The organism is Burkholderia latens, from assembly GCF_001718795.1.
In the GTDB taxonomy this organism is placed as follows: domain Bacteria; phylum Pseudomonadota; class Gammaproteobacteria; order Burkholderiales; family Burkholderiaceae; genus Burkholderia; species Burkholderia latens_A.
This window is the reverse complement of record NZ_CP013438.1, coordinates 1553459-1576497: the sequence shown is the minus strand read 5'-3', so window position 1 is coordinate 1576497 and position 23039 is coordinate 1553459. Positions and strand designations below refer to the sequence as shown.

At 66.9% G+C, this 23039-nt stretch carries 20 protein-coding genes; 13 read left to right on the top strand and 7 right to left on the bottom strand.

Annotated features, from left to right (window positions below; genetic code table 11):
- Window position 1 precedes the first annotated feature (1 nt).
- Genes WK25_RS26325 through tssJ form a run of 7 tightly spaced genes read left to right on the top strand, consistent with a single transcriptional unit; the run spans window position 2 to window position 10118 of the window.
- Window positions 2-259, top strand: coding sequence for a PAAR domain-containing protein (locus tag WK25_RS26325; protein WP_069243170.1), 258 nt, complete (start codon window positions 2-4; stop codon window positions 257-259).
- A 3-nt stretch (window positions 260-262) separates the two neighbouring features.
- The gene (locus WK25_RS26320) at window positions 263-1501 is read left to right on the top strand and encodes a hypothetical protein (RefSeq protein WP_069243169.1); all 1239 of its coding nucleotides are present in this window, start codon (window positions 263-265) and stop codon (window positions 1499-1501) included.
- On the top strand, window positions 1498-5019 hold the full coding sequence (locus WK25_RS26315; protein ID WP_069243168.1) for an ImcF-related family protein: 3522 nt from the start codon (window positions 1498-1500) through the stop codon (window positions 5017-5019). The genes WK25_RS26320 and WK25_RS26315 overlap by 4 nt, the downstream gene beginning before the upstream one ends.
- Window positions 5016-6605, top strand: a complete 1590-nt coding sequence (gene tssA / locus WK25_RS26310) for a type VI secretion system protein TssA (RefSeq protein WP_069243167.1) — start codon at window positions 5016-5018, stop codon at window positions 6603-6605. The genes WK25_RS26315 and tssA overlap by 4 nt, the downstream gene beginning before the upstream one ends.
- A 12-nt stretch (window positions 6606-6617) precedes the next feature.
- Entirely contained in the window at window positions 6618-8432 is a 1815-nt protein-coding gene (tssF, locus tag WK25_RS26305; protein WP_069243166.1) for a type VI secretion system baseplate subunit TssF, read from the top strand.
- Complete coding sequence (tssG, locus tag WK25_RS26300; RefSeq protein ID WP_069243165.1) at window positions 8429-9577, top strand: type VI secretion system baseplate subunit TssG; 1149 nt, start codon at window positions 8429-8431, stop codon at window positions 9575-9577. Before tssF ends, tssG begins: the two co-directional genes overlap by 4 nt.
- 13 nt (window positions 9578-9590) lie before the next feature.
- Window positions 9591-10118 carry a type VI secretion system lipoprotein TssJ gene (gene tssJ, locus WK25_RS26295; RefSeq protein ID WP_226209412.1) on the top strand — a complete coding sequence of 176 codons (528 nt, stop codon included), beginning with the start codon at window positions 9591-9593 and terminating at the stop codon, window positions 10116-10118.
- Window positions 10119-10440: 322 nt separating this feature from the next.
- On the opposite strand, the gene WK25_RS26290 is transcribed toward tssJ, so the two are convergent.
- Window positions 10441-11733: an aspartate carbamoyltransferase gene (locus WK25_RS26290; RefSeq protein ID WP_040140358.1), complete on the bottom strand. Its 1293-nt coding sequence runs from the start codon at window positions 11731-11733 to the stop codon at window positions 10441-10443.
- A gap of 238 nt (window positions 11734-11971) precedes the next feature.
- Between WK25_RS26290 and WK25_RS26285 the strand changes: the two genes are divergently transcribed.
- Window positions 11972-12106, top strand: a complete 135-nt coding sequence (locus WK25_RS26285) for an entericidin A/B family lipoprotein (RefSeq protein ID WP_006752948.1) — start codon at window positions 11972-11974, stop codon at window positions 12104-12106.
- 100 nt (window positions 12107-12206) lie between these two features.
- Here the strand turns inward: WK25_RS26285 and WK25_RS26280 are convergent, their stop codons facing one another.
- From WK25_RS26280 to WK25_RS26270, 3 genes are all read right to left on the bottom strand, one after another.
- Entirely contained in the window at window positions 12207-12755 is a 549-nt protein-coding gene (locus WK25_RS26280) for a permease (protein WP_069243164.1), read from the bottom strand.
- A gap of 122 nt (window positions 12756-12877) precedes the next feature.
- Complete coding sequence (locus WK25_RS26275; RefSeq protein WP_069243551.1) at window positions 12878-13834, bottom strand: DMT family transporter; 957 nt, start codon at window positions 13832-13834, stop codon at window positions 12878-12880.
- Window positions 13835-14023: 189 nt separating this feature from the next.
- Window positions 14024-14818 carry an AraC family transcriptional regulator gene (locus tag WK25_RS26270; RefSeq protein ID WP_069243163.1) on the bottom strand — a complete coding sequence of 265 codons (795 nt, stop codon included), beginning with the start codon at window positions 14816-14818 and terminating at the stop codon, window positions 14024-14026.
- A 170-nt stretch (window positions 14819-14988) separates the two neighbouring features.
- Between WK25_RS26270 and WK25_RS26265 the strand changes: the two genes are divergently transcribed.
- Entirely contained in the window at window positions 14989-15822 is an 834-nt protein-coding gene (locus WK25_RS26265; RefSeq protein WP_069243550.1) for a molybdenum cofactor biosynthesis F family protein, read from the top strand.
- Window positions 15819-16628: an SDR family oxidoreductase gene (locus WK25_RS26260; protein ID WP_040140351.1), complete on the top strand. Its 810-nt coding sequence runs from the start codon at window positions 15819-15821 to the stop codon at window positions 16626-16628. Before WK25_RS26265 ends, WK25_RS26260 begins: the two co-directional genes overlap by 4 nt.
- A gap of 86 nt (window positions 16629-16714) precedes the next feature.
- Here the strand turns inward: WK25_RS26260 and WK25_RS26255 are convergent, their stop codons facing one another.
- On the bottom strand, window positions 16715-17422 hold the full coding sequence (locus WK25_RS26255) for a dihydrodipicolinate reductase C-terminal domain-containing protein (protein ID WP_040140349.1): 708 nt from the start codon (window positions 17420-17422) through the stop codon (window positions 16715-16717).
- A gap of 335 nt (window positions 17423-17757) precedes the next feature.
- On the opposite strand from WK25_RS26255, the gene WK25_RS26250 reads away from it, so the two are divergent.
- Window positions 17758-18471, top strand: a complete 714-nt coding sequence (locus WK25_RS26250) for an SDR family NAD(P)-dependent oxidoreductase (protein WP_059548740.1) — start codon at window positions 17758-17760, stop codon at window positions 18469-18471.
- A gap of 361 nt (window positions 18472-18832) precedes the next feature.
- Window positions 18833-19048, top strand: coding sequence for an oxidoreductase-like domain-containing protein (locus tag WK25_RS26240; protein ID WP_226209414.1), 216 nt, complete (start codon window positions 18833-18835; stop codon window positions 19046-19048).
- Window positions 19049-19127: 79 nt separating this feature from the next.
- Here WK25_RS26240 and WK25_RS26235 read toward each other — a convergent pair whose 3' ends face one another.
- Window positions 19128-20588: an MFS transporter gene (locus WK25_RS26235; protein WP_069243161.1), complete on the bottom strand. Its 1461-nt coding sequence runs from the start codon at window positions 20586-20588 to the stop codon at window positions 19128-19130.
- A 169-nt stretch (window positions 20589-20757) separates the two neighbouring features.
- Between WK25_RS26235 and WK25_RS26230 the strand changes: the two genes are divergently transcribed.
- On the top strand, window positions 20758-21630 hold the full coding sequence (locus WK25_RS26230; protein ID WP_040141212.1) for a LysR family transcriptional regulator: 873 nt from the start codon (window positions 20758-20760) through the stop codon (window positions 21628-21630).
- Window positions 21631-22043: 413 nt separating this feature from the next.
- Here the strand turns inward: WK25_RS26230 and WK25_RS26225 are convergent, their stop codons facing one another.
- Entirely contained in the window at window positions 22044-22943 is a 900-nt protein-coding gene (locus WK25_RS26225) for a LysR family transcriptional regulator (RefSeq protein WP_059548737.1), read from the bottom strand.
- Window positions 22944-23039: the final 96 nt, after the last annotated feature.

The window sequence follows — 23039 nt, the reverse complement described above, 5'->3', positions numbered from 1 at the left end:
AATGAACAAACTCGCATACGAAGGCGATGCAACGAGCCACGGCGGCAAGATCCTGACCGGCTCGGATCGCATCAAAGTGAAGGGCCGCCGGGCGGCCCGAATTGGCGACAGGGTTTCGTGCCCGATCCACGGTGACAACGAAATCATCGAAGGCAGCGGCAGGATGAAGGATGGCACCACACCGTTGTCGCGCGACGGCGATCACACGCGGTGTGGGGCGGTCCTCATTGCGTCCTTCGGTGGGGCGCAGGTTCGGTAGACGATGCCCGTCGATTTCAATCGCGTGCCACCTCGCGTCGAGGTGCCGCCCGCGCCACAGCCGTCGATGATCGTCTGGACGATCCTGCTGGTGCTCGTGTTGGGCGCGGGAGCAACGCCGACGATCATGCTCTGGCCCGCGGGCGAGCCCACGAACACATTGAGGTTCGTGTTCTATGTCGCGGGCGGACCGCTCATGGTATGGGCATTCCTGCTGTGCTCCTGGCTCGGGTATGGTTATGTCCGTCGCAATCAGGCAATCGCGACTAACCGCGTCAGTGATGAGGCCGAGCAAAGGTGTCACGACGTCGCGGGCAGACCGCTGGCGATACTGGGCCATGCCTGGTGCTTCGCCGCGAACGATCCGGAAAACTCACTCGAAGGAATACTGACGGGCGCCGAACTGGCGAAAGTCAGGCCAAGCGGCGCAGTCGCGGATACCGAAGTCAATGCACGTTGGCTGGACATCCCCGAAATGCGTTTTCAGCCGGGTAACGAACTCGCCGAACATGCCCGCCATGACGCCGTGTGTACATGGCTGCTGGAACGCCTGATCGACCGTCTCCTGCCGCAGCTCAACGCACTGCCACCGCGAACGAACCTCCACGTCGAGCTGCATCATTGGTCCAGACTGAAATCGCACGCTGTCAAGGCACGGCTACGGGAAGTGTTCGCTGAACGGGCCCCGGCGTTGAAGGTACACATCGTGCCGGGTAATCACACGATTCCGCTCTTCCGCACGGACGCGTGGCTTGACATCCGAGACGTTCAAACGGCGCGCCTGTTGGTGGCTATTGAGCTTCGCGATGCAATCAGTGCAGTACTGTCCGATGGTGTCGCAGAGGCGGGCGTCGCTTTGCTTGTTGGGCACCCGCGCCCCGCGTCACCCGACAAGCCCGTCAGGCTAAGGCTGCATCGGCCTGCCAAAGGCGCGCTTGATATAGCCACCTCGACGCTTGAGCTTGCGGTCCGTTGGGGGCAATCCTCGCGCGACCGGATTCGCGCGGTGTGGGCGCATGGCCTGACCAGTGACACGATGAGTGCGGTTCGGCAAGCCGCTTCCTTCCCGGATGAGACACGATGGATCGCGCTCGAGACCTCGGTGGGCGACTGTTCGGGCGCAGGACCGTGGTTGGCCGTGGCCCTTGCCGCCGAAAGCGCGCGGGCAACAGGCGATCCGCAATTGGTGCTTGGTGGTGAAGGTGAAGAACTGATCGCCCTCATATGCAGAACGCAGACATGAACGAAAACAAGAATGAACACAAGACTCGACCGGCCGGCCTCTTTATCGGCGCTGCGGCGGTTATCGTCTTCTTTGTGCTCGGTATTGCAGTATGGATGGAGGGGCCTCGTCAGGGATGGTCTCGCGATACCCGAATCATCATCGAGCTTTCGCTTCTTTCCACCCTGCTGGTGGTGATCTTGCTCGTCAAGTACTTCGAGGTGGTGCTGTTGTGGATCGCATCACTGCGAGCTGCCCGCTGGTTTGCCCGTTACGACGCCGGCAGACGCGCAGCATCCGTTGATCGCGACGATCAGGGCCAACCGCCGGGACAAGCCGACCGGGTTGCTGCGCTTGGCAATGCCTTGCATGACCGCCACGGCTGGCGCTGGCGCTACCGGGATCGCTGGGTGCTGATCGCCGGTGACCTGCCGCTGGTGAAACGCCTGGCGCCGGGCCTTGCCGACACCGGCTACGCGATCACCGGTGACACCGTCCTGCTCTACGCGCAACAAACGAGCAACACGCTCGAAACCGACTGGCTCGACCAGATCCGCCGATTGCGCCGTCGGCGCCCTATCGATGCGATCGTTGTCGTGACGCGTAACCGCAGCTCGGCCAATACTCCGTTCGACGCCGATAACCTCTCTCAGCGGCTCGCGCGCCATGCCCGTGCACTGCGCTGGGCCGCACCCGCGTATCTGCTTAACGTCACCGATTTCGGCAGCGAAACGTCGAGCCGCGACGAGGCGATCGGTTTCACGTGGTCGAATGCGCGCGTCAGCGCAATTGAGATCGACACATCTCTGCAAGAGCTGACCTACAACCTGGCGGATACCGGTGTCGTGCGGCTGACGAAGGATGCAGACGATCGCTACCCCGCCGAGCTGTCGCAGCATATTTCGAACCTTCGTAGCGGACTGTTGGGTCTGGTGCTGCAAACGGCTCAGTCGCGTGTCTGGCGGCACGCGGTACACGGGTTGCTTTTCGCACCGCTGTTCAGGGAACGGGAACTGGCGCCGCCGTCGCCCACCGACGCGAACGACGACGAGCCGGCGGTTGGACCTCAACATCGCACAATCTGGCAAACCGTCGCCGAACATAGCCGCAGAATCCACGGCCGCCGCGTCGGCTTCTCGCTGTCGACGACAGCCGCATGGATCACCACCGCCCTGATTGGCTGCTGGATCGCCGGAACGATGCTGTCGGGATTCGCCAACCGTTCAGCGATCAGGAACGCGACTGATACGATCGCGCAGCTGTCCGCTGCGCAGGATCGCACGCAGGCGTTGCAAACCCTCAATGGCCTCGACCGGCAGATCGATACGCTCGAAGTTCATCAGCGCGACGGCGCGCTGCTCGATGCGCTGTGGCCGGGCTACGCGAATGCGGCAAGCCATATCCTCGTTGCGCCGATCCGCCAGAAGCTCGAGGAGCGCCTGCACCACCTTGCCTCCCTGTCTGATGCCGAGATCGCCAGCGGCGGCCATGCGCAGGTGCAGGCGGCCTACGACACGCTGAAGGCTTACCTGATGCTCGCGCGGCCCGAACGTGCGCTCGCCGCATTCCTGACGCCGCAACTTGTCGCGACGGCGGCGCCCACGCGCCCTGCGAACTCGCCGCTAACGTCGGGCGCCTGGGAAGACCTGCGCCAGCACACGATCGCATTCTTCGCGGGCCATCTGAGCCGCGGAAGGTTGCCGGCGATGACGCCGGATCCCGGGCTCGTGGCTTCGACGCGCCAGACGGTAATCGGCGTACGCGGCATCCAGAACTCGACCGATACGGTCTATCAACAGATCGTCGATGACGCGAAGGCGAAGTATCCGCCTGTCTCGCTCGCGACGCTGCTGGGCGACACGACCAGCCGGGGCCTCTTCAATACGACGGCGACCGTGCCGGGCGTATTCACGCGCGCCGCATGGGACGAGCGGATCTCGAAAGCGATCGACGAAGCGGGCGAGCAGCAAAATGTCGCCGGCGACTGGGTGCTCTCCGACGTCAAGGCGACGCAGGCGGCATCCTCAACGCTGAAGGCTCAGCTGCGCCAGCGCTACTTCGACGATTACGGTCGGGCTTGGGCGCTGTTCCTCAACAGCCTGCGCTGGCAACCGGCGCCGACGCTGTCCGCCACCGCCGACCAGCTCACGCTGCTGGGCGACCCGCAACGTTCGCCGCTCGTCGCGCTGATGAACGCAGTCGTCTATCAGGCCGGCACGGGCGCGCATACGCAGTCGCTGGCCGACAACCTGATCAACAAGGCGCAGCAACTTGTCGGCGGCAGCGAGAAGGATCCGTCGAAGCAGGCTCAGCCGCAGCTTGCGCCGCTTGCCACGGCTTTCGGGCCGATCCTGCGCCTGACGGGCAGCGATCTGGTCTCCGGCGCGCCAGCAAACAGCAAGGCCGCCGCGCAGCTCGCCGCAACCGGTGATCTGAGCCTTGCGCGATACCTGGAACGGGTCACCGCCATGCGCCTGAAGGCCTCGCAGATCGTTTCCGGTGCAGATCCGGACGCGATGGCGCGTCAGGCAGCGCAATCGGTCCTGCAAGGCAAGACGTCCGACATGGCCGAGAGCCGCGACTACGCCAGCCGTCTGGCCGCGAGCCTGGGCGAGCACTGGTCCGGGTTTGGCGATCTGTTCCGCGCACCGTTCGACCAGACCTGGCAGGTTGTCGTGCAGCCGGCGGCATCGAGCCTGAACGAGATGTGGCGCACCACGATCCTGGCGGACTGGAGCAGGACGTTCGGCGGCCGCTATCCGTTTGCCGACTCCGACAATGACGCGTCGCTGCCCGAGATGGCTCGCTTCATGCGGCCGGATAACGGCGTGATCGCGCAGTTCGTCACCACGCAGCTCGCCGGCGTCGTCGAGCGGCAGGGTGACCGGTGGGTGGCCGCGCAGGGCGGCGACCAAGGCGCGCTGACGATCGATCCGGGTTTCCTCGCCAGCCTGAACCAGCTGACTCGTGTCTCGACCGTGCTGTTCCCGTCCGGGGACGCGCACGTGCGATACGAGTTGCAGGCGGTGCCGACCCCGGGCGTCACGGACATGAAGTTCGTACTATCGGGGCGCGAGTTGCATTATTTCAACCAGAAGCAGGAGTGGACACCGTTCGAGTGGCCCGGGCAGTCGCTGGAGAACCTGTCGCACATCGAATGGCAGACCGAGCAGGGCGGACTGCGCACGGCGCTCGATTCGCAGGGCCGGTTTGGCCTGATCCGCCTGCTGGAACGCGCGAAGGTTTCGCAGCAGGACAGCGCGCGGTATCTGGTGACCTGGACGCCGGATACGAGTGTGGGGCTGCCGCTGCGCGTGCAATTGCGCAGCGAGGCGGGTGCTGGGCCGCTGGACGTGCTCCAGCTGCGCCACTTCAAGCTGCCTGCCCGGATCTTCGTCACAGGTGCGGCGAAGGCGCGGCCGAAGTTGTCGGCCACGAATCTGCCTTCCCAGCCGCCGCCGTTGCCGGCTTCCGCAATCGCGGCAGCAAAACAGGCCGCGATGTCATTGCCGCGCGGTACGTTGCCGGAGGTCGAATGATGCTGGGCGGACTGTTCAAAAGCCTCTTTCCGGCCCGTGACGACGCCGAGCAGCTCGCACGCTCGCGACTCGACGCGTGGAACACGTGGTTGCTGCCGCTTGCGGGCGATACCGGCGTGGGGCGCGACCCGGGCTACGAGGACGCGTTCTTCGAGCTTCGGGAGGAGACGCAAAAGCTCTCCGGCATCGACGACGGCCTCATTGTTCGTTCCTGTGAGCAGTTGCTCAAGGAGACCGGCAAGGATCTGCGTCTGGCCGGATACTACGCGTTCGCCCGGCTGCGGCAGGACGGACCTTCCGGCTTCGCCGACGGGCTCGAACTCGCCGCGGCGCTCGTCGACCGCTACGGCGAGACCGTGTTGCCCGCACGTGCCGAGGCGAGGAAGGGCGCACTCGAGATGCTGGCGACCACCCGCATGATCGAGCTGCTGGACAGCCGCGGCGCGTTCGCGCCGACGGATCTCGAACGCGCACTTGCCGCGCTCGACGTACTCGTCGCACGCACGGGGACGTGGCCCGATGCTGCGCGCCCGAACCTGCAACCGCTCGTCTCGCGCTTCGAGCGAAACGATGAACCAGCTCTGAGTGCAGCGCAGAGCGCGGCAATGTCTTCGTCGCCTTCAGCGGCGACTGCTGCGTCCAGCACGATCACGTCGACGCGGGAGCTGCTGGATCAGGCGCGCACGATGGCGGTGTGGCTGCGTGACCAGGAGGAAAACGGCTATCTGCCGTCGGTGCGGCTTGTGCGCAGCGTCCGCTGGGATACGCTGCACGAAGTGCCGCCGGCAGACGCTGCTTTCCGCACGCGCCTCGCGCCGCCCCGAGGCGAACTGCGCCAGCAGATGAAACGGCTCGTGTTGCAGAAGCAATGGCACGAACTGCTCGAGCGCGTCGAAGGCGCGTTCATGGAGGGCGTCAACCATCTGTGGTTCGACCTGCAGTACTTCCAGCACGTCGCCCTCGATCACGTCGGCGCGCCCTATAACACCTGGCGCGAACTGCTACGTGCGGACTTCGCGCTGTTCCTCGAACGGTTGCCTGGCATCGAACGGCTGGCATACAACGACGGTACGCCGTTCGCGGATGACGCAACGCTCGATTGGATCGCGCGGCACGCAGTCGTGCGCGATCTGGAGGCAGGCGAGTCTGTCGCACCGCTGCCGGTCTCGGCCGAGAGTGTTGGCGATGCCGGCGGCGATTGGCCGGAAATCGAAGCGCAGGCGCGTGAAGTGGCCGGGCGCCAAGGCGTGGAAGCCGCATTCGGATGGCTTGAGGCGTTGTCGGGCATGCGGACCGATCGCCATCGCTACCTGCAACGGCTGGTGATGGCGCGCTTGGCCGACCATGCCGGCCGGCCGGACACGGCCCTCGCACTGCTGGCCGAACTCGACGCATCGTCCCGGTCACTGCCGCTGATGCGCTGGGAGCCGGCGCTCGTCTTCGAGGTCAAGCAGCAGCTGGTCCGGGCACTGAAGGCCGAGAGCCGCCGCAAGGATGCCGACAAGGCGGCGCTCGCCCGTCGCATCGGTGAACTGCAGGCTGAATTGACCGTGCTCGATCCGGCGCGCGCGCTGACCCTCTCATAAGAACCAAGATCAATGAAAAACGACGATCCGATCCTGCGCTACTACGAAGCGGAAATGCGCTATCTGCGCGAATCCGGCAAGGAATTCGCGAAAGCGCATCCCGATCGCGCGCGCCTGCTGAACCTCGATCGCGTGGGCGATCGCGATCCGTATGTCGAGCGGCTGTTCGAAGGTTTTGCGTTCCTGACTGGCCGGCTTCGGCAGAAACTCGACGACGAGCTGCCGGAACTCACCGAGGGGCTCGTGAGCCTCTTGTGGCCGCACTACCTGCGGATGATTCCGTCGCTGTCGGTGGTCGAGCTGATCCCGCTCGCGGAAAAGCTCCAGAAAACCGAAATCGTGCCGGCGGGCGTACCGGTCCGCTCCGCGCCGATCGCGGTACCGCCGCCCGCCGGCGCCGAAGGCTCGACACCGAAGACAGTCCGGTGTCTGTACCGGACCACGCAGCCCGTGACGCTGCAACCGCTTACGATCACGCACGCGGGCCCGGCTGTCCGCCATGATGGCCGTTCGGTGATTCGGCTCGGGTTCGCACTCGATGGGTCGGCGCGCCGCAAGGAAACGGACCTGTCGCGACTGCGTCTGCATCTGAATGCGGATCTGCCGACCGCGTTTGCGATGCATCTCGCGCTTACTCGGCAGGTCGATGCAATCAACTGGCGCATTCCCGAAATCCGCGACGGCGAAGCGGTTGCGCTCGCCGGCGTCACGATCGAACCGGCCGGCTTTTCGACCGAAGAGCGGTTATGGCCGAAGGCCGAAGCGGCCTTCTCGGGCTACCAGCTGCTGCTCGAATACTTCGCGTTCCGCGAGAAATTCCTGTTCGTCGACCTGTGCGGAGTCGACATCGCGAAGCTGCCCGAAAGCTCGACCCGGTTCGAGCTGGAAATCGTGCTCGAGCAGGCGTATCCGTCGGACCAGCGCTTCGGCGCCGAGAACGTGCGCCTCTTCTGCAGCCCGGTGATCAACCTGTTCGAACTGGATGCCGAACCGATCGTGATCGACCATCACGAAACCGAATATCGCGTGGTGCCGGCAGGGCATCAGGGCGAGCACGTCGAAACCTATTCGGTCGACGCCATTGCGACATTCGACCACGACACGGCCGAGCGATATGAATACGTGCCGTTCGCCACCTTCCGGCACCGCGGTGGCATGTTGCGGCACGAGGCGCCGGAGCGCTATTTCCATACGCGCGTGCGACCGGGCGTGTCGGGCTTGCATGAGACGTGGGTAATCCTCGGCGGCCATGCCTGGGAGACCATGGACACGCTGCCCGAAGAGAGCCTGTCGCTGCGCGTGACGGGTACGAACGGGTTGTTGCCACGCAAGGGGCTGCGTGAAGCGAGTCTCGACGAGCTGGCCGCCAGCACGCCGAATGTCAGTGGCGTACGCAATCTCGTCTCGCCGACCTTGCCGCTGTATCCGCCGACGGAAGACCGGTTTCAGTGGCGCGTGCTGTCGCATTTGGCACCGAACTTCCTGTCGCTCATGAATGCAGAAGTGCTGCGCGGTGCTCTCGCACTGTACGACTGGACCGACGACGAGCTGAACCGCCGGCGGCTCGCAGGCATCCTGTGGGTCTCGCAGGAGTTGCTCGAGGAGGTGACGGGCGGCTCGGTCGAGCGCGGCGTGCTGATCGAGGTGACGCTCGATTCGCATGCGTTTGCGGGCGAGGGTGACGTGATGCTGTTCGGCGAACTGCTGCACCGGTTCTTCGCGCAGTATGCGGAGATCAACCTGTTCACCAGGCTGTCGATCGTGAGCCTGCCGTCGCAGACCCGCACGAACTGGCCACGCAGCAAAGCACAACGGGCCCCGCTATGAGTGCGCGCGCCTCGAAGGATGTCGCCTTGCGCCCCGCAGGAAGTGCCCTTGGGGCAGGAGGCGAGCTTCCGAATCTCGAGCCGCTCGTCGCATCGCTGCTCGCCCGCGCGCCCCGCATGAACTTCATGCAGCTGTGCCGGCTACTCGAGGAGGCGCAGCTGCCGGGAACCCCCGGTTTCGGCACGCGCGACTCGCTCGAGCATGAACGGGTGCGTTTCCGGCCACGGCCTCGCATAGGCTTTCCGGCGGGCGAAATTGCGTCGGTCGAGTTCGACGAAGAACGGCCGGATGCGCCGCCCACCATACGCACGACGTTCATGGGTTTGTACGGCGTCGACGCGGCGGTGCCGTCGCACATGATCGACGAGATCGCGCTGCGCGAGGAGGGGCATGAGGCGGTCGAAGCGTTTCTCGACCAGTTCAATCACCGGTACGTCACGCTGCTGTATCGCGCGTGGAAGAAGTACCGCTATCCCGAAAGCTTCCGCGCAGGCGGTGCCGACGCGCATTCGCGCAATCTGTTATGCCTGGCCGGGTTCGGCTGGGGCGACAAGCCGCAGCGCGCCGGACTGCCGGATTCGCGGATGCTCGCGCTGCTCGGGCTGCTGATCCAGCGTACGCGCACGCCCGAGGGCCTCGCGGGTGTCATCGCGCTGGCCGTGCCCGGTGTCGAAGTGCGCGTCGACGAGTTCTTTCCGGCAACCACGCGCGCCGGCCGGCCGCGGCCGCTGACAACCGTGAGCCATGCTGCTTCGGAAGACGGCGCGCGCCGGGGCCTCGGGGGCGGCTACGTACTCGGCCGGCGGCTCGCCTATCGCAGCCGCGCGGTGCGGGTCACGCTGCGTCCGGCCGATGGTGGCCAGGCCCACGATCTCCTGCCCGGCGCATGGCTGCATCGCGAATTGATCGCGTTTTTGCGGTCGTATGTGGGCGCGAAAGCCGATGTGCAGTTGCGCATGGAAATCTCGTCGCGACTTGCGCCCGAACCCGCCATCGGCGCGGCGTCAACGGCCCCGGCGCCGCGCCTTGGCTGGACAACCGTACTGCCCGCCGACGAGGAACGCATCATCAACATCGCACTCGGCGTCTATGAGGCGTTTCCCACGCCCGAGCCCAATCCATATTTGACTCCACGACATGCCTGACCGGGGAATATCGATGTCCATCCGTTTCGCCATCTCAACCGTTGCATCCGCCTTGCTGCTGTCAGCGTGCGGCGCGTGGCAGGCCGTGTCGGACGCCTCGTCAAGCACGTATCACGCGGTGTTCTTCAAGCAGGTGAAGGTGCTCAACGTCGATCTTTCCGCCCGCGAAGCACTGAATCCGGACGACGCCGGACGGCCGACGTCGGTCGCCGTGCGCGTATACCAGCTCAAGGACCGGAAGATGTTTGACGGCGCATCGTACGACGATCTCCTGAAGAACGACCGGGCCGTACTCGCGCAGGATCTGCAAACGAGCATGGCCTCCGTGTTGAACCCGGGCGCGTCCGCAAGTCTCACACAGCCGATGCAGGCCGATACGAAGTACGTGGCGATCGTCGCGTTCTACAGAAACCCGGGCAACGGCGACGGCTGGAAATACGTGATCGAGAAAAACAAGCTCGACGCTGACAAGCCGTTAAAGCTCGAACTGATCGACCAGTTGCTGATCGTCCCGAATGGCATGCGCTCTACCTCCCGGTGAGGCCCCCTCGACCAAGGTTCGCATTCGATACCGACGCGGAATGGTTTCCCGCGCGACCTGAACCCGACCTTTCTTTATTCGCAACGCAGCGGTGCGGGCGCTGCCGCTGATCGTGGCCACGCGCGATGTCGCGCGGTTCGACGCAGCGGGCCTGCGTGTGATTGCTCCTTGGGCCGGCTGACGCCGGACTAGCCGCCAGCAACGTTGCCGGCGCAGAAAATGACAACGCGCCGTTCAAGCCGGCGCGTTGACTGCGTGACGTATGCGGGTGCGCGTTGCGCCGAAGCAATCGCGCGTTCAGGCGCGCGACACCGGACGCAGCTCAGTCGATGCCGTGAAACACCGCGTCCTCGGGGCCGAGGTACGCCGGTGGGCGCCACGTTGCATCGCGCATCGAATGCTGGACGAGATTCTCCACGCCGAGCAGCACCGCGAAGATTGCCATCCGCACCGGAATGCCGTTGTCGGTCTGCCGGAAGATCGCCAGGCGCGGATCGCGGTTCAGATCGACCGACAGGTCGTTCGCGCCGGGCCGGCTGTCGCGCGGCAGCGGGTGCATGATCAGCGTGTCGGGCTTGCATACGGAATCGACGAGCGCCTGGTTGATCTGGAAATCCGGCGTATAGCCTTCGAACGACTCGTCGGTGAAGCGCTCCTTCTGGATCCGCGTCGCGTAGACCACATCCGCGCCGAGCAGCCCGGTCGCGAGGTCGTTCGTCTGCTCGATCACATGGCCGTTCGTCGCGATCTGGTCGATGATGTATGCCGGCATTTCGAGCGTGGGCGGCGACACGAGCGTGAACTTCAGCCCGCGGTACAGCGCGAGCAGCTTCACGAGCGAGTGCACGGTCCGGCCGTATTTCAGGTCGCCGACGAGCGCGATGTGCGCACCGTCGACGATCTTGCCGAGCCGCGAGAATTCGCGCTGGATCGTGTAGAGATCGAGCAGCGCCTGGCTCGGGTGTTCGCCCGGGCCGTCGCCGCCGTTGATCACCGGCAGGTTGGTTGCGCGCGCGAATTCGGCTACCGAGCCTTTCTCCGGATGACGGATCACCAGCGCGTCGACGTAGCCCGCCATCACGCGACTCGTGTCGTAGATCGATTCGCCCTTGGCCATCGACGAGAACGTGAAGCCGGTCGTGTCGCACACCGAGCCGCCGAGCCGGCAGAAGGCCGCGCCGAATGACACGCGAGTACGCGTGCTGGCCTCGAAAAACAGATTGCCGAGCACCGCGCCTTCCAGCACGCGCGAAATCTTGTGGCGGCGCGCGATCGGCTGCATCACGTCGGCGACGCGGAACAGCGCCTCGACCGACTCCCGCGAGAACTGGTCGACCGAAATCAGCTGCGGCTTGCCTTCGAACAGGAATTGCTTTGCGAGCCCCTGCTTGTCTACGCTTTGCGTATAGTCCGCGCCGTCCGGCGAACGTTCGACGATTTCCGACACGAAACGCTCGACGATCTCCGGCATTCCGCGCGATTCCTGCGAATCGTCGGGGAGCAGCCACGTGTCCAGCGCGCGACGGCTGACACCAATGCGGCTCGCGAACGCCTCGCGAGTCATGTTGAGGCGGCGCATCGCGTCGCGCAGGAAGGCTTGCTGGGGAACGGTCATCGGCGGCACCCTGATAGAAAATATACGCGATGCGTATATTAGTTCGCGGCCCGTCGAAGTCAAGGGAAATCTGCGCCACCCGGCGCGCGGGCGCGCGTGCAATGCCGCGTTCGCCACTACTGGCGCGCGGCAGCCGTCTCCGTATAATCAGGTCAGGCCCCGTGTCCTGCGCGATGCAGGGCGCCACGCCGCACACGATTCGCCCGGTCGGGCTGGTTGATTCGAAAGGAGAATGAGAATGACGCGTACGATTGCTGCAGTGCTGCTGGTGGTGACCGCTGCGCTCGCCGGTTGCAATACCGTTGCCGGCGTGGGGCAGGACATTTCGAAGGGCGGCCAGGCGATCAGCGACACGGCTGAAAAGGCCAAGTAAGCCGCCGGGGTTCCAACATGCAGAAGGCGCCGGCCCGTTCCGCGATTGCGGGGCGGGCAGGCGCCTTTTTTTGTCGCTGGCGCCGCGAGCGCTGACGCCGTCAGGCGGTTTCGACGAATGCGTAACGGCCGGCGACCTTGCGCGGCGTGAACCAGCCGAAATCCGGAAACATCCGGTTGCGCACGAACCAGACGTAGCCGACGAGGACGACGGTCACCGCGAGGCTCGGCACCGCGGAAGAGGGCTCGTGCGCGAGCGCGGCAATCGTCTTCGGCAATTGCAGCAGCGACAGGATGATGAACGCGTGATACGCGCCGACGCGATGGGTCGAGAAGCCCCAGATGAACAGCAGCGACAGCGGCACCGTGACGGCGACGAACAGCAGCGCCGCGCCATTGCTGCGGGTGTCGGCCCACAGCAGGTACGCCAGTCCGACGCTGATCAGCAGTTGCGCGATGCCGAGGCCCACGAGGATGCGGGTGTGCAGCTGGTTTTTCCTGCACAACTCCGGGTCCGCATGAGAGGCGATCAGGTGTGCGAGCACGCGATCCTTGAGGCCCTGTCCGCCCAGCTCGGCCAGCACGTCGGCTTTCCTCGCGCCCGCGGACAGCAGCGCCGCAATTTTTGTTTTGGCTTCCTTCTTGTTCATGGCGATGCGAATTATTGTTCGGTGGTGGTCAAATGGCCCGGCCACGCGAATATTGCATCTTGCACGACGGTGCGCAACGGTTTTGGCGCGCGCGGACACATTCCTACAGTCGCTCGTCCACATCAGTCGGTAGCGGCCGGCGTTATCGCTGAGCGGGTCTGGGCGATCGATCGTGCGTTCGTCCCGCGCGCCGGTGGCACCCGCCGTTGCGCCGCGCCCAGCAACATGCCCGCGACGACGAGCGCGATGCCGAGCAGCCGCGCGCCGCCCAGCGTCTCGCCGAACAGTGCAACCGCGAACAGCACGGCCGAAACCGGCGCAACCGCCGTGAACAGTGCGGCTTCCGTGCCGCTCGTACGAGCCGATCCCGCATACCAGCACACATAGCCGAGCACGGTGGGGACCAGCGCGTAGTACGCGATCGCGGATACGGCTCCGATCGTCCAGCCATTTGCCACCGCGCGCCATTCGAATACGGCGGGCACCAGCGCGAGCACGAAGCCGAGGCCCGACATTGCGGTCGACAGCGCGAGCGGCGGCAACGGCGCCGACAGCCGCCGGTTCAGCAGGATGAACACGGCTTCGCATGCGACGGCGCCCAGTACGAGCGCGTCGCCGGCGAGCGTGCGGAGCGACGGCGTCGCGTGGCCGGGCGCGAAGGTGACGAACAGCACGCCGGCGGTTGCGAGCGCGGCCGCGCTCCAGTCGCGCGCCGTCTGGCGCTCCCGCAGCACGACCGCCGCGATCAGCGTCGACATCGCGGGCAACGTGCCGAGCATCACGCCCGCCTCGACTGGCGACGACAGCTTCGTGCCGCTGATCAGCAGCACCGTATAGCCGACGCCGCCGGCCGTGGCCTGGACGATCAGCAGCACTGCATCGCGCGCGGAGATGCGCGGCCATCGCATGCGCTGCGCGCGCATCAGCGCAAGCAGCAATGGCGTCGCGATCAGGAAGCGCAGCGCCGTGGCCGCGAACGGCGGCAGGCCGCCGGCCGCGACGCGGCTTGCGATGACGGTGCTGCCGACGCCCGCCATCGCGGCGGCGAGATAGAGATAGCCGATCAGTCGTGTCTTCATGCGCCGCATCATCACGTGCGGCGCTGTTGGGCGTCTTGAACGAAATTGCAGCGGCGTGGTCGGTCACGCGGTTGCGGCGTCCGGCGTCCGTCGTCCGTCCGGCGCGTCGGCCGCAGTGTTCATTGCGACCGGTCCGGAATGTTCGTTACGGTCGCGCGGACCGCCGCCGTACCGCGATGAAGAAGCCCGTCAGCCGGCCCGCGTGAATTGGCCCGGCGTGATTCCGAACTGGCGTGCGAACGCACGCGTCAGGTGGCTCTGGTCGGCAAAGCCCGCCTCGGCCGCGGCATCCGCGATCGTCAGGCCGCTCGCAAGCAGTGCGCGAGCCAGCCGCGTGCGCGACTGCACCAGATACGCATGCGGCGTGATGCCCAACTCGCGCGCGAACCCGCGCAGCAGCTGGAACCGGCTCACGCCGCCCAGGCTCGCGAGTTCGGCCAGCGAAACGGGCGCGGCAGGCGCCGCATCGAGCCGCTCGCGGGCCACGCGGATGGCCGGTGCACCACGCGCGGCCGGCAGCGTACGGTTCGCATGCCGCGCGAGCAGCCCGGCAACCAGCATCACGAGCGCCTCGTCGCATGCGAGCGGCGGCGTGTACCCCGCGACGATCCGCGCATGCAGCCGGTCGAAAGCGGCGGCAAGCCGGGCGTCGCGCACGGCCGGGTGCGCGAGCTCGATATCGCCGAGACCTTCTTCCGCAGCCACGCCCGCGACCAGCGCGGGGGCGAGATAAAGCATCCGCCAGCGCCGCCCCGTGTCCCCGTCGATCGGCATGCCGTCGTGCATTTCGCCGGGATTGACCATGATTGCGTCGCCGGCTTGCGCGTCGACTTGCCCGCGGCCGCTCCAGGACCGTTGCGCGCCGCTGACGATCACGCCGATCCCGAATTCATCGTGCGCGTGCCGCGGAAACGTGCGATCGGACTCGAGGCTGATCGCCTCGATTCCTTCGCCGGTGCGTTGGTAATGGGTGACACGATGCATGGGCGCTCCTCGCGCCGGCAGCGGCGCGGATCACGTGCACTTTAGCGCGTTCCGGCGCGGCGCGCCCTTCATCCGTTTGGCGGATACCGCGCCGCGTGCGCAGCCCGCACCATGTGCACATGAGCAGCGTATACGGCCCGCCGGGCCTGAAGCTGCGCGGGAGACGGCAGGTGGAACGACAGGATCCGGTATTCATTCAGGTGGGCGCGCTCGCGGACGGCTTCGCGCCGGAGGCCCACACCCTCGCGCCGGTGAACGCGCTCGCAGGGCGCTCGCTCGCCCTCGACGATGCATCGGGCGCGTGGCGTGTGTACACGTTCGACACGGGCGCGCTGCAATGGCGCGACGCGGCGACCGGCACGAACGGCCATGCGCCGTGCCGCGTGACGCGGCTGCGCGACGAGCTGTATTTCGTCGACTACATCGATCCGGGCGCTCGTGCGACGTCGGTCAGCCTCGTGATCGACATCGGCAACGGCGTGTGGACGTCGGTGACGGGCACGTTGCCGACCGAAGCCGGCACGCATATCGACGCGTTCACGCGCGTCGCACAAGGGTTGCCGCTCACGGGCGTCGACGCGGCGTTCCGGCACGGCACGCTCGGCGGCCATGCGCAGCCCGGCGCACCGCACGGGCTCACGCGCGAGCTGATCGGCAAGCGCACGATGTACCGCTACAGCCCGACCGAATGCTACGAGCACATCTACCTGAACGAGAACTTCTACGCGTGGCAGTGCTTGCAGGGCGTCGAACGCGGGCTGGCCGACGTGGATCGCTGCCATTACTTCCGGATCGCCGAGCAACTGTATCTGTTCGTGTGGCGCGAGAAGGTGGTGCCGACGCTCGGGGTCGTGCTGATCGATCTCGCGCAGCGCAAGACCGACGGCAAGATTTTCGGCTATCACGGCCGCGATTTCGGCACGCTGTCCAACTTCCCGATTGGCGCGCACGCGCAGGTGCTGAACGAAACCGTGCATCCGCTTGGCGCCGAGGTGCACCGGTGAGCGCCGCGCTGGGCAGCGGCCGGCTGCGCGCTGATTTCAGCGGACGTGTGGTGCTGGTCACCGGTGCCGCGCAGGGAATCGGCGCGGCAATCGCGCGCCGTTTCGCGCAATCCGATGCGTTCGTCGCGATCGCCGACCTGAACGGCGATGCCGCCGCCGCGCAAGCGGATGCGCTTGCGCGCACGGGTGCCGAAACGCGCGCCTATCGCGTGGATGCCGGCAGCCGCGACGAGCTTGTCGCGCTCGTCGCGGCCGTCGAGCGCGATGGCGGCCGCCTCGACATCGTCGTCCACAACGCAGCCTATTTCCCGCTTACCCCGTTTGCGCGGATCGACGAGCCGACGCTCGGACGCACGTTGTCCGTGAACCTGTCCGCGCTGTTCTGGCTCGCGCAGGCGGCGCTGCCGGCTTTCGAGCGCGCGGGGGCGGGGCGGTTGCTCGTCACGTCGTCGGTGACGGGGCCGCGCGTCGCGTATCCGGGGCTTGCGCACTACGCGGCGTCGAAGGCCGGCGTGAACGGCTTCATCCGCGCGGCGGCGCTCGAACTCGCGCGCCGCAATGTGACGGTAAACGGTGTCGAGCCTGGAATGATCCGCACGCCGGCAGCCGGCAATCTCGGCGATCCGTCCGTGGCGGAGCGGATCGCGCGCGATATTCCGCTCGCGCGGCTCGGCGAGCCCGACGACATTGCGAACGCGATGCTGTTTCTCGCATCGGCCGATGCCGCTTACATTACCGGGCAGACGATCGTCGTCGACGGCGGAGCGACACTGCCGGAGAGCGGAGCGCTGCTGGGCGGCGCGTGACGGGACGCGGGCGTTGGCATCAACGCAGGCCGCGGGCAGGCCGGCGTGCGCGCGAGTGCGGCAGGGCTGTCGGCCCAGCGCCGCGTCTACAGCCAGCCGTTGTGAATGAACTCCACGATCGAGTAAAGGCGCGGCTCGAGTTCGTGCTGCCGCACGGCGTCGACGATGCGCGACACGCCGTCCGCGTAAGGCGCCGCGCCGTACACGCGCGACTCGAACTGCAGGCTGCATGCGCCATCCTCGATGCGGATGCGATGGAATGCATGGCGGCCGAGCTGATCGTCGGGAATCTGTAGTGTGTCCCGTTGCTCCGCCGGGTCGCGTACCGAGCGAATGTCGTGCGCCGGTACGCCAAGCGAATGGCCGATGCCGACCGCGGTGCCGGGCACGGACGTCTTGCTCGCCTGGTGCGACTCCGTCACGCTGATGCGGCAATCGCGAAACAGATGACCGCTGGTTTCCAGCATGGTCATGAACTTGAGCATCAGGATGTTCGTGTTCGGACACAGCACGACGGGGAAGCCGTGTGGTCCGGCTTCGAGCGCCGAGCCGGTGGACAGCTCGACGAGCGGCGAACCCGTCGCGCGGCAGAATTCGATCGCGGCAGGCAGCTCGCGGCCCGAGCCGGCGTGCACGACGATCGCTCGCGCATCGCCGGAATCGGCGCCGCGATGTGCGGCCTCTTCGGTCACGGTGCCGGGCCAGCGTGTCACGCGAAAGGTTGCCGGGTCGAGCCGGTGGGAGCCGAGCAGTTCGGTTGCGAGCTTGCCGGTGCCTACGATGAATACTTGCATGGAATGGACGGGTTGAGGTTCGTGGTCCGATGTGCCGCGTGCGCAGCGCGTGCGACAGACCGTCGACATCGCGGTGGCCATTGCGCCGCGCAGCGGAGCGGGCTCGTGCATTATGCCCGCGCGGCCGCCCGCGTGCGGGCGGGCACGGGTTCGCCGGCGGTATCGGCGCATCGGCTGTGCGGATTCGTCGTTGCCCGCTCGGGCGCCGCGGTTCGCACGGATGCATGAACGGCGCTACGCATGTCGACATGCCCGCCGGGTCTGCCCGTGTCGCGGCCGCACCGCGTCCGAACCCAGTATCATCCGGTGCCCACTCGACCCAGGAGAGCATATCGATGGAACATGACCTGAAAGGCAAGACCGTTGCGATCACCGGCGGATTCGGCCATCTCGGCATCGCGACGGCCGCGTGGCTCGGCGCGCGCGGCGCCCGCGTCGCGCTGATCGGCCGCGGCGCGGCACCGGACGCGCACGCACTACCCGGCGTGCCGGCCGATGCGCTGCGCATCGGCGGCATCGATCTGGTCGATCCGCAGGCGGCCGTGCGCGCGCTCGACGCGGTGAATCGCGAATTCGGCGGGGTCGATGCGCTGCTGAACATCGCCGGCGCTTTCGTGTGGCAGACGGTTGCCGACGGCGACGCGGCGACGTGGGACCGCATGTACGAGCTGAACGTGAAGACGGCACTGAACGCGTCGAAGGCCGCGCTGCCGTATCTGGTCGCGAGCCCGGCCGGCCGGATCGTCAACATCGGCGCGGGCGCGGCATTCAAGGCCGGGGCGGGGATGGGCGCGTATGCGGCCGCGAAGGCCGGTGTCGCGCGGCTCACCGAGTCGCTTGCGGCGGAATTGCTCGACCGGGGCGTGACCGTGAACGCGCTGCTGCCGAGCATCATCGACACACCGCCCAACCGCAAGGACATGCCCGATGCGGACTTCTCGCGCTGGGTGCGGCCCGAACAGCTCGCGGCGACGATCGGCTTCCTGCTGTCGGCCGACGCACAGGCGATCACCGGTGCGTCGATTCCGGTGAGCGGGCGCGTCGGGTAACGAAGGGCTTGCTGTCCGGCCATGTTCGTCGCGCAGCCTTCCGCAACCGCGCCGATGGAATTTCCACGATCGCCGCGAAGTCGTTCGGCAGATCGGGACGGTACGGCTGTTCGATGTGCACCTCCGTCGTCACGGGACACGACTCGGCGAAGAACGCGGTGCGAATGTCGCCGGCTGCATGAACGTGTCGATGTCGGTCCGATATTGAAAGAGCGACCTCACGTCCTGCACGTGTGCGCCGAGCGCAGCGCGTACGTTCTGAATGTCGGCTAGCGTCTGCCGCGCCTGCGCCTGGATGTCGCCGTGACCGACGACGTGTCGGTCGCGCTCGAGCCACCGTATACTTGGCATTCGACATTCTGTGACCGAAGCCGTGACCAAGCCTGCCCCCGCGGACGCTCCTCCGCTCGCCGACGATCCGCGTCCGACCCCGCCCGTACAACCCGAACTGGAAGACTGCTGCAACAGCGGCTGCTCGCCTTGCGTGTTCGACTTGTACGATGAAGCGCTGGCGCGCTATCGCGTCGAGCTGGCCGAGTGGGAAGCGCGGCACGCGCAGCGCAAGGATCACCGTTGAAATGAACCGGATTCCGGCGAGCGGCTCGCATGTGCCGCTTCGGTTTGGCGGCCGTGCGTGCGCGCCCGGCCGTGCGGCGTCACGCGCCGGCCCGCATCCGCCCGTGCAACGGCCCTAACGCGGCCGACAACGCGACGCATGCGAGCAACACCACCGTCAGCGCGCCCATCGTCGTCCTGAACCCGTGCACGTAATCCAGCGCACCGGGCTGCGCGCCGAGCCGCGCAAAAAACAATCCACCGAGCGTCGCCGCGCCGACTGCCGCGCCGATCTGCAGCATCGCGGTAACCATGCCGGACGCGACGCCGGCGCGCGCCGCATCGACTTCGGCGAGCACGATCCGTACGACCGACGGCAGCACGAGACCCTGTCCGACGCCGATCGCCGCGATGCCCGCATAAAAGCCCACGCCGGGCGCGTGTGCGCCTGCGAGCGCGGCGGCGGTCGCGACGCCGGCCGCGAGCAGCGCGAAGCCGAGCGTGAGCACGCGATGGCCGCCGAAGCGGCCGACGAGGCGCGGCATCAGCAGCGGGCTCGCGAGGAAGCCGACGCCGAGCGGCAGAATCGCGAGCCCTGACGCAAGCGGCGACCAGTGCAGGCAGCCCTGCAGGTAGATCCCGTAGCTCAGGAAGAACGCACTCAGCATGTAGAACAGGAACGCGAGCGCGAGCCCGAGCGCGACGACCGGGTTGCGCAGCAGCCGCACGTCGAGCAGCGGATCGCGGCCGCCTGCGAGCCTGCGCGCTTCGACTGCCAGCAGCGCGCCGAGCACCGGCAACGCGCCGACGAGACACGCGACCATCCATAGCGGCCAGCCGGCCTCGCGTCCGTGCGTGAGCGGGTAGACGAGCATCAGCAGGAACAGCGACAACAGCACGGTGCCCGGCACGTCGATGCGCTGGCCGCGCGGTGGCCTGCTCTCCGGGATGAAGCGCCAGCTGCCGAGCAGCGCAAGAATGCCGATCGGCACGTTGACCAGGAAAATCGCACGCCACCCCAGCCCGAACGGATGGAGGCTGATCAGCGCGCCCCCGCCGAGCTGACCGATCACGGCCGCGAGCCCGAACACGAAGCCGTAGAAGCCCATCACGCGCACCTGCTCGTGCGGGCTGAATACGCTGCGGATCGTCGCCAGCACCTGCGGTGCGAGGATCGCCGCAAACACGCCTTGCAGTACGCGACCGCGGACCAGCACCGCGCCGCTGCCGGCGAGCCCGCACAGCGCGGACGCGACGACGAAGCCGGCCATCCCGACCATGAACATCCGCTTGCGGCCGTACAGATCGCCGAGGCGCCCGCCGGTTATCTGCACGACCGCGTTCGCGCATGCATAGGCCGACACGACGAGCTGCAGCTCGGCCGGCCGCGCGCCGATGCCGTCGCGAATGGCCGGCAGCGCGAGATTCACGATGAAGTAGTCGAGCGGCGGCAGAATGGCGCCGACCAGCAGGACCACGAGCGCCCAGCCGTGATGGCTGCGCGGCGGCGCCGCGGCAGCCGCGCCGGATGCCGCGCAATGGGCGAGAGTGTTGTCGGTCATGAGCGAAGATCCGAAAAATTGAGGGCCGCAATGTACGAGACGCTTCCCGGATCAGGCCGTGACCGCGTCCGGGCGACGGTTGAACCGATATTGTGCGAATTGCCGATGATTCGGAAAAGCGGGAATTGGTGGTAGCATCCATCGGGTTATTCGATGGATGGAGGGCGCTGTGCGCGGTTTCGACCTGGATCAATTACGCACATTCGCGGCAGTGGCGGATGCCGGCAGCCTGACGGCAGCCGCGCCGCGGCTGCATTTGTCACAGTCGACCGTCAGCGAGCAGGTGCGCAAGCTCGAGTCGCGGGCCGGCGTGCCGCTGTTCGTGCGCAGCAAGCGCGGCGTGGAACCGACGCCGGCCGGCGCGCGGCTGTTGCAACATGCACGGCGCATCGTGGCCCTGAACGAGGCCGCGTTCGACGAATTGCGCGGCCAGGCGATCAAGGGCGAGTTGCGCGTCGCGATCACCGACTACTACCGCACGCACGAGGTCGCGGGCCTCCTTGCGCGGCTGCGCGAGTGCTACCCGCAACTGAGCCTGCACGTGAGCGCGATGAAGAGCGCGGACATCGAGATTGCGCATGCGCGCGGGCAGATCGATCTCGGCGTCGTGATGAATCTGTCGAGCGGCCCGTTCCGGCCTGCGTCGGCCGATACGCGCTGGGTGCTGCGGCGCGAGCCGCTGTCGTGGGTCGCGTCGCCGGCGATCGCCGAGCAGTTGCCCGAGCCGTTGCCGCTCGTGCTGTTGCCGGACGACTGCATGATGCATCAGATCGCGGTGCGCTCGCTCGACGAACAGCATGCGCCGTACGTGCTGGTGCACAGCGCGTCGGGTGTCGCGGGGCTCCAGTCGATGCTGGCGGCGGGGCTCGGCGTCGGGTGTTTGTGCGCGTCGGCGATCGGCGACGGTCTCGTGCGGCTCGGCGCGAAGTACCGGTTGCCGGCGCTGCCCGACGCGGTGTTTTCGCTGACACCGCCGATGCCGGGCGAGCGCGATACGGTCACGCAGGCGCGCGAGGTGTTGTCGCGGCAGCTGCTGATGTGAAATCGTACCGAGCGCTCGGCACGTTGCCGGGGAACCGGCGGGGGACGATGCGCATGAACGACGAACGGAAGCGCCGGATGGCCGAGCGGCTGCAATACGCGCTCGACCGGTGGCCGACGCGCGCTCGCTGATCCACTTCCCGCGCGTGCTCGCCCATGACCGGCACAACGCGGGCCAGCTCGCTGGCCGACGCGCCGCAGTCGCCGCATGCGAGTTCCGCGCTCGGCCAGGAAAATCGCGCGATCGGCGAGTATGAGGAGGCGATGGTCGACTGGGCCGACGCGCCGGAAGACGCCCTGCATTGCCACGATCAGCCCGACAATCCGTGGCGCCGCATCGCCGACATCCCGTTCGCCGGCAAGCGCTGCGAACAGCGCGCCGCGGCAATCGACGCAAGCGGTGTAGCGAGCGGCCTACTCGGCGGTCCCTTCTGCATACGCGCGCAGCCCGTTCGCCAGCGCATCGAACACGGCCCGGCAACGCGGGCTCGTGCGCAAATCCTCGTGCATGACGATCCAGGTTTCCAGTGCCATCGCCAGTTCGTCCGGCAGCACGCGCACGAGCCGCGCATCGCGTTGCGCGAGCCGGTTCTGGCAGAAGCCGATTCCGTAGCCCGCGCGAATCATCGCGAGATGCGCGAGATTGCTGTCGGTGCGCAACGCGAACGCATCGCGCTTCCAGAACGGCATCCCGCGCGCGGCTGAACGGATGAACGGCGTCACCGTATCGAAACCGATTAGCGCGTGATGCGCGAGTTCGTCGAGCGTTGCAGGCGTGCCGGTGCGCGCGAGATAGTCGTCGCGCGCATGCAGCCCGACGTCGATTGCGCCGACGCGTCGCGCGATGAGCGCTTCCTGCGCCGGCGACGCCATCCGCACCGCGATGTCGGCTTCGCGATTGAGCACGTCCTGAACGCGGTCGGTCGCGACCAGCTCGATTACGACCCCGGGATGGTCGCGCCGCAGCTGCGCGAGTATCGGCGGCAGCACCTCGACTGCGATCACGTCGCTCGCCGAAATCCGCACCGTGCCGCGCACGCCTGCGCCATGGCTCGCGGCCGCGCGCTCGAACGCGGCGGCCGCGCTGCGCAGCGCCTCCGCATGGCCGCGCAGCGCAAGCGCCGCCTCGGTCGGCAGCAGTCCCGACGGCGACCGGGTGAACAGTGTCTGCCCGAACGCGGCTTCGAGCGCCGCGACGTGGCGCCCGGCGGTCGGCTGCGTAATGCCGAGCGCGCGCGCGGCGCCCGACAGCGAGCCTTCTGTGAGTACGGCCAGAAAGGTGCGGTAGCGTTCCCAGCTCAGATCGATGGTCATACATAAATGTATAGCAGATCGACTATGTTCGGCAATTTATGAGTAGGGCGCAAACTGCCAGAATGCGTGCTGACAACGGTCCATTCACGGAGGATT